The sequence below is a fragment of the Halonotius terrestris genome (assembly GCF_006861665.1).
Classification (GTDB): domain Archaea; phylum Halobacteriota; class Halobacteria; order Halobacteriales; family Haloferacaceae; genus Halonotius; species Halonotius terrestris.
In genome coordinates this window covers 511,252-527,193 of sequence record NZ_RKLU01000001.1, presented here as the reverse complement: position 1 = coordinate 527,193, position 15,942 = coordinate 511,252, and the positions used below count along the sequence as shown (strand labels likewise).

Annotated in this window: 21 protein-coding genes and 2 pseudogenes (1 of these 23 only partly in view); 7 read left to right on the top strand and 16 right to left on the bottom strand. The window is 65.0% G+C overall.

Annotated features, from left to right (window positions below; genetic code table 11):
* A protein-coding gene (locus EGH24_RS02830; protein WP_142978650.1) for a V-type ATP synthase subunit B crosses the window boundary here: on the top strand, window positions 1-1,022 show its 3' portion. 394 nt of this gene lie to the left of the window's left edge; only the last 1,022 of its 1,416 coding nucleotides appear in the window; the start codon falls outside the window, past its left edge; its stop codon occupies window positions 1,020-1,022.
* A 69-nt stretch (window positions 1,023-1,091) separates the two neighbouring features.
* Here the strand turns inward: EGH24_RS02830 and EGH24_RS02825 are convergent, their stop codons facing one another.
* The 6 genes and pseudogenes from EGH24_RS02825 to EGH24_RS02805 form a co-directional block, all read right to left on the bottom strand.
* A complete protein-coding gene (locus tag EGH24_RS02825; protein WP_142978649.1) occupies window positions 1,092-1,523 on the bottom strand; it encodes an Hsp20/alpha crystallin family protein in 432 nt (143 codons plus the stop codon).
* A gap of 78 nt (window positions 1,524-1,601) precedes the next feature.
* Window positions 1,602-2,414 (bottom strand): annotated as a pseudogene (gene pheA, locus EGH24_RS02820) (prephenate dehydratase).
* A 71-nt stretch (window positions 2,415-2,485) separates the two neighbouring features.
* Window positions 2,486-2,638 carry a hypothetical protein gene (locus tag EGH24_RS15220; RefSeq protein ID WP_185903213.1) on the bottom strand — a complete coding sequence of 51 codons (153 nt, stop codon included), beginning with the start codon at window positions 2,636-2,638 and terminating at the stop codon, window positions 2,486-2,488.
* 67 nt (window positions 2,639-2,705) lie between these two features.
* Window positions 2,706-3,029, bottom strand: a complete 324-nt coding sequence (hisE, locus tag EGH24_RS02815) for a phosphoribosyl-ATP diphosphatase (RefSeq protein ID WP_142978648.1) — start codon at window positions 3,027-3,029, stop codon at window positions 2,706-2,708.
* On the bottom strand, window positions 3,026-3,640 hold the full coding sequence (pdxT, locus tag EGH24_RS02810) for a pyridoxal 5'-phosphate synthase glutaminase subunit PdxT (RefSeq protein ID WP_142978647.1): 615 nt from the start codon (window positions 3,638-3,640) through the stop codon (window positions 3,026-3,028). The genes hisE and pdxT overlap by 4 nt, the downstream gene beginning before the upstream one ends.
* 40 nt (window positions 3,641-3,680) lie before the next feature.
* The gene (locus tag EGH24_RS02805; protein ID WP_142978646.1) at window positions 3,681-3,845 is read right to left on the bottom strand and encodes a preprotein translocase subunit Sec61beta; all 165 of its coding nucleotides are present in this window, start codon (window positions 3,843-3,845) and stop codon (window positions 3,681-3,683) included.
* A gap of 328 nt (window positions 3,846-4,173) precedes the next feature.
* Here EGH24_RS02805 and EGH24_RS02800 point away from each other — a divergent pair.
* Window positions 4,174-4,440, top strand: a pseudogene (locus tag EGH24_RS02800) (thioredoxin domain-containing protein).
* A gap of 41 nt (window positions 4,441-4,481) precedes the next feature.
* Window positions 4,482-4,631 carry a 50S ribosomal protein L40e gene (locus EGH24_RS02795; RefSeq protein WP_142978645.1) on the top strand — a complete coding sequence of 50 codons (150 nt, stop codon included), beginning with the start codon at window positions 4,482-4,484 and terminating at the stop codon, window positions 4,629-4,631.
* Window positions 4,632-4,728: 97 nt separating this feature from the next.
* Here EGH24_RS02795 and EGH24_RS02790 read toward each other — a convergent pair whose 3' ends face one another.
* Window positions 4,729-5,355, bottom strand: coding sequence for an MBL fold metallo-hydrolase (locus tag EGH24_RS02790; RefSeq protein ID WP_142978644.1), 627 nt, complete (start codon window positions 5,353-5,355; stop codon window positions 4,729-4,731).
* A gap of 104 nt (window positions 5,356-5,459) precedes the next feature.
* Between EGH24_RS02790 and EGH24_RS02785 the strand changes: the two genes are divergently transcribed.
* The 3 genes from EGH24_RS02785 to EGH24_RS02775 are packed head-to-tail and all read left to right on the top strand — an operon-like array spanning window position 5,460 to window position 6,910.
* A complete protein-coding gene (locus tag EGH24_RS02785) occupies window positions 5,460-5,657 on the top strand; it encodes a DUF5786 family protein (RefSeq protein WP_142443090.1) in 198 nt (65 codons plus the stop codon).
* A gap of 14 nt (window positions 5,658-5,671) precedes the next feature.
* On the top strand, window positions 5,672-6,283 hold the full coding sequence (locus EGH24_RS02780; protein WP_142978643.1) for an endonuclease dU: 612 nt from the start codon (window positions 5,672-5,674) through the stop codon (window positions 6,281-6,283).
* Window positions 6,284-6,307: 24 nt separating this feature from the next.
* On the top strand, window positions 6,308-6,910 hold the full coding sequence (locus EGH24_RS02775) for a uracil-DNA glycosylase (RefSeq protein WP_142978642.1): 603 nt from the start codon (window positions 6,308-6,310) through the stop codon (window positions 6,908-6,910).
* Window positions 6,911-6,941: 31 nt separating this feature from the next.
* On the opposite strand, the gene EGH24_RS02770 is transcribed toward EGH24_RS02775, so the two are convergent.
* The 4 genes from EGH24_RS02770 to kdgK1 form a co-directional block, all read right to left on the bottom strand.
* Window positions 6,942-7,685 carry a DUF6663 family protein gene (locus tag EGH24_RS02770; protein ID WP_142978641.1) on the bottom strand — a complete coding sequence of 248 codons (744 nt, stop codon included), beginning with the start codon at window positions 7,683-7,685 and terminating at the stop codon, window positions 6,942-6,944.
* Between the two features lie 47 nt (window positions 7,686-7,732).
* Entirely contained in the window at window positions 7,733-8,185 is a 453-nt protein-coding gene (locus EGH24_RS02765; RefSeq protein WP_142978640.1) for a hypothetical protein, read from the bottom strand.
* 54 nt (window positions 8,186-8,239) lie between these two features.
* On the bottom strand, window positions 8,240-9,643 hold the full coding sequence (locus EGH24_RS02760) for a dihydrolipoyl dehydrogenase family protein (RefSeq protein WP_142978639.1): 1,404 nt from the start codon (window positions 9,641-9,643) through the stop codon (window positions 8,240-8,242).
* A 79-nt stretch (window positions 9,644-9,722) separates the two neighbouring features.
* Window positions 9,723-10,703, bottom strand: coding sequence for a bifunctional 2-dehydro-3-deoxygluconokinase/2-dehydro-3-deoxygalactonokinase (kdgK1, locus tag EGH24_RS02755; protein ID WP_142978638.1), 981 nt, complete (start codon window positions 10,701-10,703; stop codon window positions 9,723-9,725).
* Between the two features lie 127 nt (window positions 10,704-10,830).
* Between kdgK1 and EGH24_RS02750 the strand changes: the two genes are divergently transcribed.
* Complete coding sequence (locus tag EGH24_RS02750) at window positions 10,831-11,877, top strand: TrmB family transcriptional regulator (protein ID WP_142978637.1); 1,047 nt, start codon at window positions 10,831-10,833, stop codon at window positions 11,875-11,877.
* Window positions 11,878-11,898: 21 nt separating this feature from the next.
* Here the strand turns inward: EGH24_RS02750 and EGH24_RS02745 are convergent, their stop codons facing one another.
* From EGH24_RS02745 to proC, 5 genes are all read right to left on the bottom strand, one after another.
* Window positions 11,899-12,336 (bottom strand): hypothetical protein, encoded by a 438-nt coding sequence (locus tag EGH24_RS02745; protein WP_142978636.1) that lies wholly within the window; start codon window positions 12,334-12,336, stop codon window positions 11,899-11,901.
* Window positions 12,333-12,851 (bottom strand): DUF7342 family protein, encoded by a 519-nt coding sequence (locus EGH24_RS02740; RefSeq protein ID WP_142978635.1) that lies wholly within the window; start codon window positions 12,849-12,851, stop codon window positions 12,333-12,335. Before EGH24_RS02740 ends, EGH24_RS02745 begins: the two co-directional genes overlap by 4 nt.
* A gap of 70 nt (window positions 12,852-12,921) precedes the next feature.
* On the bottom strand, window positions 12,922-14,295 hold the full coding sequence (locus tag EGH24_RS02735) for a glutamate-5-semialdehyde dehydrogenase (RefSeq protein WP_142978634.1): 1,374 nt from the start codon (window positions 14,293-14,295) through the stop codon (window positions 12,922-12,924).
* On the bottom strand, window positions 14,288-15,154 hold the full coding sequence (gene proB, locus EGH24_RS02730; protein WP_142978633.1) for a glutamate 5-kinase: 867 nt from the start codon (window positions 15,152-15,154) through the stop codon (window positions 14,288-14,290). The genes EGH24_RS02735 and proB overlap by 8 nt, the downstream gene beginning before the upstream one ends.
* Window positions 15,147-15,917 (bottom strand): pyrroline-5-carboxylate reductase, encoded by a 771-nt coding sequence (gene proC / locus EGH24_RS02725; protein ID WP_142978632.1) that lies wholly within the window; start codon window positions 15,915-15,917, stop codon window positions 15,147-15,149. The genes proB and proC overlap by 8 nt, the downstream gene beginning before the upstream one ends.
* Between the last annotated feature and the right edge of the window lie 25 nt (window positions 15,918-15,942).

The window sequence follows — 15,942 nt, the reverse complement described above, 5'->3', positions numbered from 1 at the left end:
CNATNGACGGNATGAACACCCTCGTGCGCGGCCAGAAGCTCCCCATCTTCTCGGCCTCGGGGCTGCCGCACAACGACCTCGCGCTGCAGGTCGCCCGGCAGGCCACCGTTCCCGNNGAGGAGGACGAGGCCGAGGGCGACTCGGAGTTCGCCGTCATCTTCGGCGCGATGGGTATCACCCAGGAGGAGGCGAACGAGTTCATGGCCGACTTCGAGCGCACCGGCGCGCTGGAGCGGTCGGTCGTGTTCATGAACCTCGCGGACGACCCGGCCGTCGAGCGGACCATCACGCCCCGGCTGGCGCTGACGACGGCGGAGTATCTCGCCTTCGACAAGGGGTATCACGTCCTCGTTATCCTCACGGACATGACGAACTACTGTGAGGCGCTCCGTGAGATCGGTGCCGCCCGCGAGGAGGTTCCGGGCCGCCGTGGCTACCCCGGNTACATGTACACNGACCTCGCACNGCTGTACGAGCGNGCCGGCCGCATCGAGGGCCGCGAGGGGTCGGTGACGCAGATCCCCATCCTCACGATGCCCGGCGACGACGACACCCACCCGATCCCGGACCTGACGGGATACATCACGGAGGGGCAGATCTACATCGACCGTGACCTGCACAGTCAGGGNNTCNNNCCGCCGNTNAACGTNCTNCCGAGCCTCTCNCGGCTNATGGACGACGGGATCGGCGAAGGCCTGACCCGCGAGGATCACAGCGACGTTGCCAACCAGATGTACGCCGCCTACGCGGAGGGTGAGAACCTGCGGGACCTCGTCAACATTGTCGGCCGCGAAGCACTCAGCGACCGGGATAACAAGTATCTCGACTTCGCTGACGCCTTCGAGACCGACTTCGTCGACCAAGGGTTCCAGACCAACCGCGAACTTGAGGAGACCCTCGACATCGGTTGGGACCTGCTGAGCGAACTGCCGAAAGAGGAGCTCAACCGGATCGACGAGGAGTTCATCGAGACTTACTACGTCGACGACGAGGGCGAAGAAGTCGAAGCGACCGCCGACTAAGCTCTTTTCCGGTTCGTCGGGTTCGTTTTCGTTTTTGCTTTCCTCCTGCCGGAGCAGCGCGCAAATCGATTATTCTACGTCGATTTCGTGGCCGCCGGCTGCGTCAGGATCGAGTTTCGGCAGCGTGACCGTCAGTACGCCGTTCGCGTAGTTCGCGGTCGCCGACTCGGCGTCGACTTCCTGCGGGAGTGGCACCCGACGACTAACGGACTGTTGGGTTCGTTCCTTGCGGTGGTAGTTGGCGTCCTCGTCGACGGTCTCGCTCTCGCTGTCCGCGCTGAGCGTGACCGACTCGCGGTCGGCCCGGAGGTCGATATCCTCCTCGGCGAATCCGGGGAGGTCGGCGGTGACGACGATGTCGTCGCCGGTGTCGGCGACGTCGACAGCGATCTCCGAGAGGACGCTGCCGCCCTCGAACGTGCGGCTTAGCTCGCCGAACTGCCGGTTCATTCGCTCGATCAGTTCGTCGAGTTCTTCGAACGGTTGTGGTTTCTCGGACATACCCACCAGTTGGTCGCGTATCGGTTTCAAGCTTTTCGTCGTTTTCACAGCGACAAAAGAAACGGGGTCGACACCGGCTCAGTACAGGACGTGTTTCGTGTCGTAGGAGCCGAGGTTGCGAACCCAGCCTTCCGAGGCCAACTCTTCGATCTCCTGTAGGGCCTCTTGGACGCGACTCTCGTAGACGCCNGCNTCGANNTCGANNTGGAACACGTAGTCGCCGAGCCGCTCGCCGGAGGGCCGGGACTCGACCCGCGAGAGGTTGATGTCGCGGTCGGCGAACGGTTCCAGCAGCTCGAGCAGGAGNCCNGGGTAGTTNNNGTTNGGGTAGACGANNAGNGAGGTCTTNCCNCCGGCNTCGNNCCGCNCCTCAGCAGGGGCGACGACGAAGAACCGGGTGGCGTTGGAATCCTGATCTTGGATGTCCTCCGCGAGGATCTGGAGGTCGGTGCCGTTGGTCGCGTTATCCGGGTGGCCGATGCCGGCGATGGAGCTATCCTCGCGGGCCGACTGGACGCCGCGGGCGGTGCTGGCGACGGCCTCCTGTGTCACGTCCGGGTAGTGTTCTTCGAGGTAGCTGCGGCACTGCGCGAGGGCTTGGGCGTGGCTGGCGATCGTGTCGAACTCCTCGCCTTGGGCGAGCAGCGCGTGGCGGATCGGCGTGACGATCTCGCTGGTGACGCTGACCTCGTAGTTCGCCAAGGCATCCAGCGTTTCGGTGACGCTGCCCTCGATGCTGTTCTCGATGGGGACGACGCCGCGTTCGAAATCGCCGCTGGCGACGGCCTCGATGATGGCGGTCACCGACTCCCGGAAGGAGACGTCGTCGGCGACGGCGCGGGCGGCACGGTGTGAGTAGGTTCCGGTCGGACCGAGCGTCACTGCGTTCATTGGCGGCGTTTCGGCAAGCCGGCTGAAAAACGCGTCGGGAAGCGTCGCGCCGTTGATTCCGAGATACAGTTCTATTTCTCCTCACGCACATCACGCACCGCATCAACAGCATCGACATCAGCGTCAACCGCGAGTTCCGAAAGCGCATCACCGAGCGGGACGGTTTCGTCGTCCTCGGGATCAGATTCCGTGAACTCCTTGAGATCGTCCGTCGTGAGGCTCATACTGGCTACTATGGCTACTATTCGCAAAAACCTGCTGGTGATCTGAGGGCACCAGCGGCCTCTTAGCTCAAAACCGCGATTCGAGTTCGTCCCGCAGGTCGTCGACATCCAGCCCTTTCATCGCAAACAACACCAGCAGATGATAGACGAAATCCGCCGACTCGTATTGGAGGTCATTGAGGTCGTCGTCTTTCGCCGCCAAGATGACTTCGGTCGCCTCCTCGCCGAGCTTTTCGAGCACCTCGTTTTCGCCTTTCTCGTGGGTGAACAGCGATGCCGTGTAGGAGTCCTCCGGCAGTTCTTCTTGCCGCTGTTTGATCGTCGCAAACAACGAATCGAGGACGGTCTCGGGATCGTCATCAATGTTCGATTCGGCGTCGTCGTCGCTCATTGGCTGGCCTCCGGCGTGTCGGCGGCGGCCGGCTGGCCATCGAACAGCGCGAGTTCGTGCAGCCGGCTGTCGTTCGTTAATTCGGGGTGGAAGGAGGTGGCGACGACTGGGCCCTGTCGAACGGCGACCGGACTTCCCTCCCAGTCGGCGAGGACGTCGACGTTCTCCCCGACCGATTCGATCAGCGGCGCGCGGATGAACACCGCCGGGAACGGCTCATCGAGACCGTTGATATCGAGCGGGGCCTCGAAGCTGTCCTTCTGTCGGCCGAAGGCGTTGCGATCGACGCTCACATCCAGCATATCGAGCGACTGGACGCGCTCGTCCTGTGGGTCGCGGGCGGCGACGATCAACCCGGCGCAGGTCGCCAGAATCGGCTTGCCGGCCTCGACGTGGGCGTGGATTTCCTCGTCGATGCCTTCGCGGGCGAGCAGTTGGGAGATCGTCGTCGACTCGCCGCCGGGCATGAGCAACACGTCGCAGTCGCCGACGAGTCCGGACTCACGGATCGTGACGACCTCGCTGTCGACGCCGCGGGCGTCGGCGACCCGCCGGATCGCGTCGGCGTGTTCGCTCACGTCGCCTTGGACCGCGATAACGCCAGCTTTCATACCTATATCTGGAGGGCTGCGGACAAAAACCACCCGTTGCTTACGCGATCGTCAGCGTCAGGATCTGCACGAAGACGCCGAACAGCAAACAGAACGCCATCACGGTTTTCGGATCGATGCGGATCGCGTTTTGATCCTCCGAATCGAAGTACCGGACAAGCCCGGCACTGGACATCAGTCCCCCGGAGTCTCCACTTGAAGCCATTGCCGACTGTCCCCGCGTCAGCGACCTAAGCGTTTCGGCTTCGATACGTAGTAGTGGAATGAGGGGTTGCGTGAGATGGGTAGCTGTAGAAAGCCCTCGACTCTCTCGACTCCCGCGACTCGCTGCGCTCCTCACTCGCTTCGCTCGTTGCGGTGCTTGCGTCGTCGGGGTTCGTCGAGAGAGCCTCGCCCTTTCAGTCCACCAGGAGTTCGGTTGACTGGTCGGCCGACTCACCTGTTTGGTTGCTCGTGTGTGAACACTGTCTCCAGCCGCCCATCGAGCGGGTGGAAACCCTTATGACCGCGTCGCAGTAAGGGATGGCCGGACGATGACTGTTCGACTGACAGACTTCTACGCCGACTGGTGTGGCCCGTGTAAGACCCAGGACCCGATCCTCGAAGAGCTGGAGGCCGACTACGAGGACGTCGAGTTCGCCAAAGTCGANGTCGACGAGGANCAGGANGTCGCNAACGAGTANNAGGTNCGNTCGCTNCCGACGCTNNTNATCGAGAACGACGACGGNATCGTCGAGCGGTTCGTCGGCGTCACCCAGCGCGNCGACNTCGANGNCGCGCTCAAGGAAGCCGGCGCGTAACTCTCGGAACTGTTAAACGGCAACCCCCACAACGAGGGCGTATGCCAACCAACGAGATCGCGGCCAGCCGAACGCTCGACAAGCAGATCTGCATGCGGTGTAACGCGCGCAACGCACCGGATGCCGACAGCTGCCGAAAGTGCGGCTACGCGCGGCTCCGCCCGAAAGCCAAAGAACGACGCGCAGCCTGATTCTGCCGAGCTATTTCCGGTACAGCTTCATCCTTCCGAGTGACAGCTACGCTGTCAGCGTTGCCAACGAGACACCGAAATCGCCTGCCGATGGCAACTATTCGTCGGGGTACTTCGGCTCCCGACGTTCGGCGCGTTCGAGCGCGCGCTCGATGACGGTTCGCACGTCGTCGCCGTCTGGTTCGTTGTGGAACGGGTCGCCGTGACCGGCGTACATCGCCGACACCGACTCAGGCAGCCGGTCGAGAATCCGTTTGAGGCTCTCGATCAGTCGCTCGCGTGACTGCCCGCGGCGATCCGTGCGACCGAAACTGCCGTTATCGAACGCGCCGTCGTTGTAGACGACCACGTCGCCGCTGAAGATGGCCTCGTCGCTCACGAACGAGACGTGATCGCTGGCGTGGCCCGGCGTGTAGACGACCTCGAAGTCGTCGTCGCCGATCTCGATGGTGTCGCCGTCGCCGATAGCGGCGGTCCGCCGTGGATGGTCGCCGTGGGCGTAGAGATCAGCGTCAAACCGGTCCAAGACGGTATCGAGTTCGCCGACGTGGTCGCCGTGTTGGTGGGTGAGCACGACCCGTTCGAGGTCGTCGACGTGGTCGGCGATCACGCTTTCGACGCCGGGCATCGTGCCGGCATCGACGAGCGTCGGCGTTTCGCCGGCGACGAGGTAGGCGTTGCAGGTGAAGACGTCCGCACCGTCGGTGACGACAATCGGCTCCATACCGGGCCAACGAGAGCGATCAGTAAAACTCCCGGCCTCCCGTGTCGTACTGACAGACTGCCTGCATGGGGATTTTTCCCTCCGGGGGCCCTTGTTAGAAACGTATGGGATTCGGAAGCTACGATGAGTCTGAACAGGAGAACCAGGACTTCGACACCGACTTCGAAGACGACGACGGGCTCGACGCCGGCGAGGCCGAGCACAAGGGGAGCGTTGACTTCGAGATCGGCGCGTCAAACGACGAACTGCTCGACAGGCTCCAATCGATGAAGGACGAACCTGACGCCGAACCCGCAGAGTAGACCCCTTTTCCGCGATGGCTCCGAAGCCCGGCAGTCGGGCGGTCGGCATCGCCGCTTCTGACGGCCCCGAGCACAGCCAATTGTGTGGGGCCGTCGTCCGCGCCGACCGTGCTGTTGAGGACTTCGGTTTTGCGCGCTGTACGACCGGTGGCACCGACGCGACCGCCGCCTGTGTCGATCTCCTTGCTCGACTTGAGAGACCCGACGCCCAGTGGATACTCCTCGCTGGCGTCGCCCCCGCGTGGTTCAATCTCATCGACCTCGATGAGCTGCACGCGGCCGCCGACCGCCCGGTGATCGCCGTCTCCTTCGAGGCCAGCGACGGACTGGCCGACCCGCTTCGAGAGCACTTTTCGGGCGAGGCGTTGCAGCGACGACTCGCCACTTACCGCGCGCTGCCGCCCCGGGAATCGGTATCCGTTGACGACGCCGAACTGTGGGTCCGGACTGTCGGCATCGACACGGCCGACGCTGCCGACGTGCTTCGAGCGTTTTCCCCCGACGACAGCGATCGTCCTGAACCGCTTCGCGTCGCCCAGCGGGCCGCCCGCGCGGGTCGCCGGCAAGCCGAACGGTTCGGCTGGGACACCGCCATCGAGTCGGCCGACGAACCGACCGACAATTAAGCCGCCGTCGCCACCACACCCAGTATGGACGGATTCGACGGCCGGTGTGTCACCGACTGCGAGCAGTGCCCCGACCTCGTCGCCTCCCGGAGCCGGATCGTCAACGGCGTTGGCCCCGACGAGGCCGACTTGCTGTTCGTCGGTGAAGCCCCCGGCGCGAACGAAGATGAGGAGGGCGATCCCTTCGTTGGCCGCTCGGGGNCNGTNCTCGACGACGCGCTCCNNGACGCNGGNNTCGANCGNNNNGACGTNCGNATCACNAACTGCGTTCGGTGTCGCCCGCCGGAGAACCGCGANCCGACNNCCGACGAACTCGCCAACTGCCGTGGTTACCTCGAACGCGAAATCGAGACGGTAGATCCGACGCTGGTCGTCACGCTCGGGAAGGTGCCGAGCGAGCACCTGCTGGATCGTTCGGTTGCGATCACGAAGGAAGCCGGCGACGTTGTCGAGTGTCGCCTCGGCGACCGCTCCCAGCGCGTGTTGCTGTCGATGCATCCGGCGGCAACGCTCTATGACGCCAGCCAACGGGACGCCTTCGAGGAAACCATCGCGTCGGCCGTCGATATCGCCGGACTCGATGGCGGAGACGGCGGTGATGGACAGTCGAGACTCGGCGAGTTCTAAAACGCTCAGTTTCGTTCAGTTCTACACCGGATCAGTCGCCGGTGCGGAGAGCGGGCAGCCCGTAGGTATCCCGCACTGTCTGGGCCAACATTCCGTCCTTGCGGAAGACGATGTAGACAACCACGAACTCCTCGTCGGCCGGATTCAGTACGAAAACCGCTCGGTTCTGTGGCTCGTCGTCGTCCGCTGTGTCCGCCGTCGCGTCGGCGTCGTTTTCCTCTTGGTCACCGTCGTGATGGGCGTTCACGCGCTGGATCAGCGGCTCGATCGGCGTCGCGCCCGTTTTGAACTCCTCGAAGAGGTCCCGCGGCGGGGTCTGCTTGGCGAAGACGTAGACGACGCCGTTGGGTTCCTTCCCGGTGCTGTAGGTCACCGCGGAGTTCATCGCCTCGCCGGCGACTTGCGCGTCGTGCCACGTCTCCTTGGCTTTCTCGAAGATCCCGGTGACGCCGTCGGCGTACTGGATGCGCGTCCGATTCGTAATCTCGCAGGCGAGGAAACTGGCGTCGCTGTCGTCCCACGCGAGTTCGGCGTCGACGACGTAGCCGGGCTCCAATTCATCGACCGTTTCCGCGGTCGCCGCGTCGTGGTCGCCGGCGTCGGTCTCGGCAGCGTCGTCGGCGACGACTGGCGGGGAGACGGCGATCGGCCGCAGATCGGCGTCGGGGTCCTCGCCCGTCGCGGCCGCGGTCGCTTCGTCGAGATCGACCAACAGGATCGTGCCGTCGGGCTGCCGGTCGAGGACGCGAAACCGGCCGGTCGTCGTCGGCTCCATACCGGGCGTTGTGGTGGGGTGCGAATAAGCACCGCGCTTGGGCGCGATCAGCCCGGGAAGTAGAGAAACAGCAGGACGACGAAGACGAATCCGGCGAGTGCCGCCGTCGCCAGCCCGTAGGCCAGCCCCGTAATCAGGAGGACGAGTCGGCCGTCAAGCCCGGCCTCAGTCGCCGGCTCCCAGTCGGTCACGACCGGCCCCGCGACGGCGAGTATTCCTACGAGGCCGAGCGGGTATCCGACGGCGACGCCGAGAGCCCACTGGACCAGTGCGGTCCCGCCGAGGGTCCCTGTGATGATTGCTGGGGCAAGAAAGATAGCAGTCTCGCCGACAACGCCGAGGCCAACGAGCAGGAGGTAGTTCACCGCCAACCGCGCCGTCGGCCACCGGGCTACGCGACGGCGGAGTTGCGTCGCTTTGATGATCGGCAGCCACATGACTGCCGCCAACAGCCAGAGCCCGAACGCGCCGGCCAGTGGTCCGAGCCACCCCTTCGCCATACCGGCCGCAGGAGCGGTGTCGGTTTAATTCTCAGGGAGACGAAACGAGTCGTTTTACTCGACCTGTGCGGCCGTTTCTCGAAGCAAGCCGTCCAGCAGTTCCGGCAGCGTCGGGTGGTACGACCGGTCGGGCACCTCCCGGACATCGAGTTCGTTCTCGACGATCACCTGCAGCGTTTTCGCCATCGTGTCGGCGTGAGCGTGGAGCCCCTGATAGCCGAGGACGGTGCCGGTGTCGCTATCGACAGTCAGCCGGGCGAGGCCGTAGGGCACGTCTTTGACTTTGAACACGCCGTCGTCTTCGGCCCAGCGGGTGGCGGTGACGACCTCGTGGCCCGCTTCTTTGGCCGTCTCGGGCGTGTGGCCGACGCGAGCGAAGGGGTAGACGCTGGCTCCCGAGAAGACGACGTGGTGATGGATGTTTTCGTACGGTTCCATCGCCTCGCCGGCGTGGTGAGCGAGGATGTTGTCGGCGGCAGCGAACCCCTGTTCCTTGGCGACGTGGAGGATCGGCTCTTTCTTGTTGACGTCGCCGACGACGAACACCTGCTCGTCGTCGACGGCGGCCATCGTGTCGTCGATCCAGCCTGCCTCGGGTTCGATAGCGGTGTTTTCCAGCCCGAGCCGGTCGAGGGTCGGTTTGCGACCGGTGAAGGTGAACAGCTCTTCGGCCTCGATCGATCGCTCCGCTCCGTCGTTGTCCTCAACGTAGAGCCTGACGCCGTCGTCGGTCGGTTCGAGTCGCTGCTCGTAGACGTTGGTCAGGATATCGATGTCGAACTCCTCGCGGTAGAGAGCCATGAGTTCGTCGCCGAAGGCGGGGTCCCCCTCGTCGAGCGGGCGGTCGTCGTGTTCGATGACCGTGAGGTCGACGCCGGCCTCCGCGAGGTAGGGGACGAGTTCGAGGCCGATGTAGCCGAAGCCCATCACGATCCCGGAGTCGGGGAGATCGGTCGCCGCGAGCACGTCCTTGCTCGTGTTGTAGTCAACTTCGTCGCTGCCCGGCAACTCGGGGACGTACGGCGACGATCCCGTAGCGATGACAACGTAGTCAGGCTCGTAGCGGTCGCCAGCGACCTCGACGACGCGGTCATCGACGAACCTCGCGGTGTCGTGAATAAATTCGACGCCTTCCCGGTCGGCAAGTTCGTGGATCGATTTCCGGCGGTGGGCCGCGAAGCTTTCGACGTGCTCGTCTTTCCGGGCGACAACGCGGTCGAGGTCGATGGTCGGCGGTTCGCCGTCGAGGCGGTCGTCGACGCGGGCCTGAAATCGGTGGGCCGCCGTCGACAGCACCTCTTTCGAGGGCATACAGCCGTTGAGAATACAGAGCCCGCCGCCGGGCTCGCCGTCGTCGACGAGTGTGAGGCGGTCGATCTCGCTGCCCACGTGGGGCGCGAGGTCGCCAGCAACGGCCGATCCCGCGCTCCCGTAGGCCCCGATAACGAGGACATGCATATCGGGGGGTCGGGAGGGAGTCATAAAACCGTATGGTCGATGTGCGTTTCGCCTGCCCTCGGGCCGACTGTCGAGCCGGCTACCGTGAGATGTCGTCGCCGTCGGCGTCGATCACCGATTCGATCTCCCCGCGGGTCGACACCAGCACGTCGCCCTCGATGGTTCGTTTGACTGCAGCGGCTGCGGCGGCGTACGTCTGCGCTCGCCCGACGCTTTCCGGTGTCAGGTCGCCGTCGTCGCTGGTGAGCAGTTCACCGAGAAAGCCGCCGACGAAGGCGTCGCCCGTGCCGATGGCGTCGACCGTCTCGTCGGAGTAGATGCCCTCCTCGATGATCTCGCCGTCGACGAACGCGAGCGACCCGTCTGCGCCGCGCGTGACGACGAGCGCGTCGAGGTCGTAATCCTCAGCCAGTTCGCGGGCAACTTCCTCGGCGTCGCCGTCGTAGCCGAGGATCACGCTCGCGTCGCGGTAGGGCGCGAACAGGAGGTCAACATGGGGGAGGACCGCTTCGTAGCCGTCGGCCGCCTCGTCGTGGGACCAGAGTTTCGAGCGGTAGTTGAGGTCGAACGAGCGGAGCGTGTCGGCCTCGCCAGCCGCGGCGAGGAGGTCGCTCGTCGCCTCGGCAGTCGCATCGCTAAGCGCGGGCGTGATCCCGGTGGTGTGGAAAATTTCGGCGTCTGCGACGAGGTCAGTGTCGAGTTCGGCGATATCGACGGTCGTGACCGACGACCGTGCGCGATCGTAGACGACGTTCGTGTCACGGGGAGCCGCGCCGTATTCGAGGTAGTAGGTGCCGAGCCGGGCGGCGTCGCTGTCATCCCACGCGACCGCGGGCGTCACGCCGTGGCCCCGCAGCGCGCGGACGACCCGCCGCCCCAGCGGATTGTCGGGAAGTTTCGAGAGCCACGCGGCGTCAACGCCGAGACAGTCGGCCGCGGCGGCGACGTTGCTTTCGGCGCCGCCGACTTGGGCCGCGAGGTCGCCGCCGGTTTCGAGCCGTGTGCCGGCCGGCGGCGAGAGCCGGAGCATCGTCTCGCCGAACGTCACCAGATCAACCATGGTATCGACCGCCGTTCATAGCCTGTGTTCTCTGCGTGTGGCTCTTAAGTCCAGCCGTCTCACCGGCGGGATCGAACCGGCTGACCGCCACCTGAAATTAAGTGTGGACGGCGAAAATAGCCGCGGCATGGACGACGCCACGCTCCGGGCGCACCTCCAGCGGTTCGGCTTCTCCGAGAAGGAGGTCGACACCTACCTCACGCTGCTCGCCCACGGCGCGGCGAAGGCGAGCACCATCGCCGACGACGCTGGCGTCTCCAAACGCTACGTCTACAGCGTCAGCGAGGAGTTGGCCGACCGCGGCTTCGTCGAAGTCGACGACCACGTCGTCCCGACGATGATCCGAGCCCGGCCGCCCGAGGAGGTCGTCGACCACCTCATCACCGACGCCGAGACGATCCGGCCGGCGCTTGAGAACCGCCACACCAAAACCGAGCAGGCGACCGAGCAGTTCGAGGTGATCAAGAGCCGCGAGACCGTGCTCAAACGGATCACCGAACTCATCGAGCACAGCGAGTCGGAGCTGACGCTGTCGCTGCCGGCCGACCGGCTCTCCGCTGTCGCGGACGAACTGCGGGCGGCACTGGACCGCGGCGTCCTCGTCATGCTGTTGATCACCGAAACTGACGAACTCCCCGCGTCCGCCGAGGGACTGGCCAGTATCACCCGAATCTGGCGGGAGCCGATGCCGGCAATGTTGACCGCCGACGACCGCGTCGGGCTGGTCGCCCCCGCCGAAATGCTGACCAGCAGCCACACCGAGACGCAGGCGATCGTCTTCGCCCACCCGCAACTAGGCCCCGTCATCGTCGGCTCCTTCGTCGGCAACTACTGGCCGGTCGCCACCGAGGTCGCCGTCGGCGACCCCGCCGCGCTCCCGCTGACGGAGACAGATTTCCGAAAGGCCGTCATCGAAGCGACGCTGTGGCTCCGAACGGAAGGATCGCTCAATGCCCGGATCGAGGGCCGATGGATCGACACCAGCGAGCCGGTTTCCTTCGAGGGGCGTATCGTCGACACGACACAGGGGATCGTCGAGCCCACAAACAGCCAGTTCCCCATCGAGGCGAGCCTGACGGTCGATCACGAGGGGACGCATGTCACCGTCGGCGGCGAGGGCGCGTTCATCGAGGATATCGAGGCCGAGCGGGTGACGCTCTGCAACGACTCGTGAGCTGTGACAGCGACGGATCCGTTACTCGCCAGTCAGTGTCGGCAGCCGAACCGTAAACAGGTCATCGAGACACGCCCACAGTAGCTTCGGTGGTGTCGTCGCCGCAAAGTCGGCTGACTCATGGCTCGGCTCGTCGTCAGCGGGCCGTTCGTACTGGAAATGCGTCGCGCCGAGATCGGGATGATCGTCGTCGCGGTGCCAGCCACAGTGAAACCCGGTATTCGGATCGGTGTAATCGATCCGAAAGCGGGTCGGGCTGCCGGCGCGCCACCGCACCTCAATCTGTGGCGCGTCAGGCCCCGTGGGTGGCTCGATCCGCGAGGGCGCGACCGACGCGACGAGATACCGCTGTTGAACCGCATCCGGTTCGTACCACGTCTCGGTAATCTCGGGCTGTCGCCGGAGGACATCGCGGAGTTCGCGGTAGACAGCCGGGTTGGGTGCCCCCGGCGGTGTCATACTGGCGTTGGAGCCGGGTCGTCGGCGAACCGGTCGTAGAGCCGGAGGGTGTCTTCGATGAGCGATTGGCGGTACTGAAGCTGCTCCCACTCGCTGGCAACGCGGCGGTACTCCTCGGCTGTCGCCGCCTCGGTCGTCTCGCTGATCGCTGCGCGGAGTTCGTTCGGTGTCTCGATATCGTACTCATTCTGCCACCGTCGGAGTTGGTCGGTGATTTCGGTCAGGCGGTCGGCCAGCTCGTCGGCGGTGTGTTCCGCATAGAGGCTGTGCATTTCGGCGAGATACTGGCCGACCGGGTCAGGCCGATAGACCGTTTTCCCCCCGGCCTCGCTCGTTTCGAGTTTGCCGTCCGCGACCAGCTGGTCGAGGTATTTGCTGGCCGTCTCGTGGGCGACCTCGGCTTCGCCCGCGATCCAGTTGACGGTTCGAGGCTCGCCCACTGTTGTTGCGACCGACCGCACGCGGTCGGCGGCCGACACCGACTCCGTCCAGCTGGGTCGCTCAGTGTTGCTCATGCGGACTACTTGGCCGGCAACTCAGAAATAACTTTGCCGCGTTGGGATTATTTCGACAGCGTGTCCCGTCCTACCGCGACAGTTTGCCGGGCACCCACTCGCCGTCGAACTCCTCGTGGGTGAACGGGCGAGGGTCGTCGCCGGCGTAGGTCGCCACGAGGTGGCCGTCACCTTCGAGGTGGTACTTGTAAGTCGTCAAGCCTTCGAGGCCAACCGGGCCGCGAGCGTGGATCTTGCCGGTCGAAATGCCGACCTCCGCGCCGAGGCCGAACCGATACCCGTCGGAAAACCGGGTCGAGGCGTTGTGGAAGACGCTTGCAGAATCGAGGCTCCGCATGAACCGGCCGGCGCGGTCGGCGTCCTCGCTGATGATCGACTCGGTATGTTTGGAGCCGTAGGTGGTGATGTGGCCGATAGCGTCGTCCAGCGAGTCGACGACTTTCACGGAGACAATCAGGTCGCCGTACTCGGTCGACCAGTCGGCTTCGCTGGCGGCCGCCACGTCGACGATCTCGCGGGTTCGCTCGTCGCCGCGGACCTCCACATCGGCGGCGGCGTAGCGTTTGGCGATCTGTGGGAGGTACTCCTCGGCGACGGCTTCGTGGACGAGCAGCGTTTCGACCGCGTTGCAGACTGCGGGGTACTGGACCTTGGCGTCGAAGGCGACCTCGGTCGCCATATCGAGGTCGGCCTCGCGGTCGACGAAGACATGACAGATCCCCTCGGTGTGGCCCAACACTGGGATCGAGGTGTTGTCCTGAATGTACTCGACGAACTCGGAGCTGCCGCGTGGCATCAGCAGATCGATGCGGTCGTCCATCTCCAGCATCGCGGTCACGTCCGCCCGCGCCTCGACGAGTTGGGCCCAGCCCTCCGGGATCGCGTCGTGGTCGGCAGTCGCCTCGCGGATGAGTTCGAACAGGACGCGATTGGACTCGCTGGCCTCGCTGCCGCCTTTGAGCATCACGCTGTTACCGGATTTCAGCGCGAGGGCGGCGATCTGGACCAGCGCGTCGGGCCGTGACTCGAAGACGGTGCCGACGACGCCGATGGGGACGGCGAGCTTGTAGAGTTCGAGGTCCTCGTCGAGTTCGCGGGCGACGAGCGTCTCGCCGAGGGGGTCGTCCTGGCCGGCGACGCTGCGGACCATCTCGACGATGCTGTCGAGTTTGGCCTCGGAGAGTTTGAGGCGGTCGACGAGGGCTTGAGTGTACTCGCCAGCCTCCAACATCTCCTCGGCGGCCTCAACATCCGCGGCGTTAGCGTCCTGAATCGCCTCGCGGTTGTCGTCGATGGCGTCGGCGATAGCGTGCAGCGCGGCCTGTCGGTCCTCGTTGTCGACGTTGGCAAGGTCGAGCGCGGCGGTCTCGGCGGCATCGACCTTCGTGTCGATGGCTTGGTCAGTCGGTACGGCACCGTCACCGGTGGCGTCGGTATCACTCATTGTCTGTCCCGTTGATCGGGAGAAATATCGTTCCTACGGTTTCGCTGTCGGCGATGCGGGCGAGCACGTCCGGCGCGGTCGATCCCGCGATGATCCCGGGCATCCCGTGTTCGCTGACGCGGCGCGCGCCCTCGACTTTGGTGCGAATCCCGCCGAACCCGCCGGTCGCGCTCTCGTCGACGATGGACTGGACCGCGTCGTAGTTACGGCCGACGGCATCGATCAACTCGGCGTCGTCGTCGGTTTTCGGGTTGCCGGTGTAGACGCCGCCCACGTCAGTCAGGGTCACGAGCAGATCGCTTTCGATGCCGATGGCGACCGACGACGAGAGCCGGTCATTGTCGCCGATCCGAAGCTCCTCGGTGGCGATGGCGTCGTTTTCGTTGATGATGGGGACAACGCCCCACTCCAGCAGCGTTTCGATGGTGTTGCGGATGTTCGTGAAGCGGTCGGGGTTATCGAGGTCGTGTTGGGTGAGCAGCAGTTGGGCGACCTTGGTGTCGTAGCGGTCGAAACTGTCGCTGTAGGCCGCCATCAGTTGGCTCTGGCCGATCGTCGAGAGGGCTTGGGACTCCTCGACGGTCTCCTCCTCGTAGCCGATCCGGCCTTTGCCCGCGCCGACCGCGCCCGAGGAAACGAGGACGACCTGTTTGCCGCGGTCCCGCAGGTCGGCGATGTCGTCGACGAGTTTGTCGAGTTTCTGCAGCGAGAGGTTCGACTCGTCGTCGGTCAGGGAGTTGGTGCCGGCCTTGACGACGACACGGTCGGCCGTGGCGGCCTGCTCGCGGGCGGCGGTTACTGCATCGGCGTCGATTGCGGCCGTGTTGGCCGCGTCGCCGGCATCGGCGGCGTCACTCATCGGCGAATTCGGCGGCCATCTCGCGGGAGCGGTCCTCGGCGGCGTGGACGGCCGCGCCCACGTCCGCCTCGACATCGCTGTCCCACAGGAGTTCCATCCCTTCGATGGTCGTCCCGCCCGGCGAGCAGACCGCGTCGATCAGTTCGTCGATGGATTTCTCCGATTGGAGGACGGTTTCGGCCGCGCCTTTGAACGTCTGGGCGGCCAGCGTTTCGGCCTGTTTCTCGTCGAGGCCGCTGTCGACGCCGGCGTCGGCCATCGCGCCGATGAGATAGAAGACGAAGGCGGGGCCGCTGCCGTTGACCGCGGTTGCAATGTCCATTTGGGACTCCTCGATTTCGGCGTACTCGCCGACTTCGTCGAGGAGCGCGCGCACCGTGTCGTCGACCGCGCCGGTGACGGCGGCGGCCATGTTGCGGGTTTCGGCGTTGAGGTTCGGCATCAGGCGGACGATCTTCGCGTCGGTGAGATCGTCGAGATAATCGATAGAAACACCGGCCGCAATCGAAATGAGGGTCTGGTCGCCCTCGAGGTCGAGCGCGGGGAGGATGTCGCTGACGGTGTCGGGTTTGACTGCCAACACGACGTAGTCGGCCTCGGCGGCGACCGCGAGGTCGTCGGTTGTCTCACAGTAGTCGGCGACCGCCGCGCGGGCGTCGGCATCGATATCGCAGCCGACCAGCGTGTGATCGCCGCTCCGGGCGAGGCCCTGCAGCAAGGCACCGCCCATGTTGCCGCAGCCAACAACGCTCAGATGAGTCATGTCTCACCAAGCGAGCGAGACGGAC

Excerpts from the sequence above, each read along its gene's own strand:
- EGH24_RS02825 (WP_142978649.1), bottom strand. The coding sequence starts at position 1,523 with ATGTCCGAGAAACCACAACCGTTCGAAGAACTCGACGAACTGATCGAG.
- EGH24_RS15220 (WP_185903213.1), bottom strand. The coding sequence starts at position 2,638 with ATGAGCCTCACGACGGACGATCTCAAGGAGTTCACGGAATCTGATCCC.
- hisE (WP_142978648.1), bottom strand. The coding sequence starts at position 3,029 with ATGAGCGACGACGACGCCGAATCGAACATTGATGACGATCCCGAGACC.
- pdxT (WP_142978647.1), bottom strand. The coding sequence starts at position 3,640 with ATGAAAGCTGGCGTTATCGCGGTCCAAGGCGACGTGAGCGAACACGCC.
- EGH24_RS02805 (WP_142978646.1), bottom strand. The coding sequence starts at position 3,845 with ATGGCTTCAAGTGGAGACTCCGGGGGACTGATGTCCAGTGCCGGGCTT.
- EGH24_RS02795 (WP_142978645.1), top strand. The coding sequence starts at position 4,482 with ATGCCAACCAACGAGATCGCGGCCAGCCGAACGCTCGACAAGCAGATC.
- EGH24_RS02790 (WP_142978644.1), bottom strand. The coding sequence starts at position 5,355 with ATGGAGCCGATTGTCGTCACCGACGGTGCGGACGTCTTCACCTGCAAC.
- EGH24_RS02785 (WP_142443090.1), top strand. The coding sequence starts at position 5,460 with ATGGGATTCGGAAGCTACGATGAGTCTGAACAGGAGAACCAGGACTTC.
- EGH24_RS02780 (WP_142978643.1), top strand. The coding sequence starts at position 5,672 with ATGGCTCCGAAGCCCGGCAGTCGGGCGGTCGGCATCGCCGCTTCTGAC.
- EGH24_RS02770 (WP_142978641.1), bottom strand. The coding sequence starts at position 7,685 with ATGGAGCCGACGACGACCGGCCGGTTTCGCGTCCTCGACCGGCAGCCC.
- EGH24_RS02765 (WP_142978640.1), bottom strand. The coding sequence starts at position 8,185 with ATGGCGAAGGGGTGGCTCGGACCACTGGCCGGCGCGTTCGGGCTCTGG.
- EGH24_RS02760 (WP_142978639.1), bottom strand. The coding sequence starts at position 9,643 with ATGCATGTCCTCGTTATCGGGGCCTACGGGAGCGCGGGATCGGCCGTT.
- kdgK1 (WP_142978638.1), bottom strand. The coding sequence starts at position 10,703 with ATGGTTGATCTGGTGACGTTCGGCGAGACGATGCTCCGGCTCTCGCCG.
- EGH24_RS02750 (WP_142978637.1), top strand. The coding sequence starts at position 10,831 with ATGGACGACGCCACGCTCCGGGCGCACCTCCAGCGGTTCGGCTTCTCC.
- EGH24_RS02745 (WP_142978636.1), bottom strand. The coding sequence starts at position 12,336 with ATGACACCGCCGGGGGCACCCAACCCGGCTGTCTACCGCGAACTCCGC.
- EGH24_RS02740 (WP_142978635.1), bottom strand. The coding sequence starts at position 12,851 with ATGAGCAACACTGAGCGACCCAGCTGGACGGAGTCGGTGTCGGCCGCC.
- EGH24_RS02735 (WP_142978634.1), bottom strand. The coding sequence starts at position 14,295 with ATGAGTGATACCGACGCCACCGGTGACGGTGCCGTACCGACTGACCAA.
- proB (WP_142978633.1), bottom strand. The coding sequence starts at position 15,154 with ATGAGTGACGCCGCCGATGCCGGCGACGCGGCCAACACGGCCGCAATC.
- proC (WP_142978632.1), bottom strand. The coding sequence starts at position 15,917 with ATGACTCATCTGAGCGTTGTTGGCTGCGGCAACATGGGCGGTGCCTTG.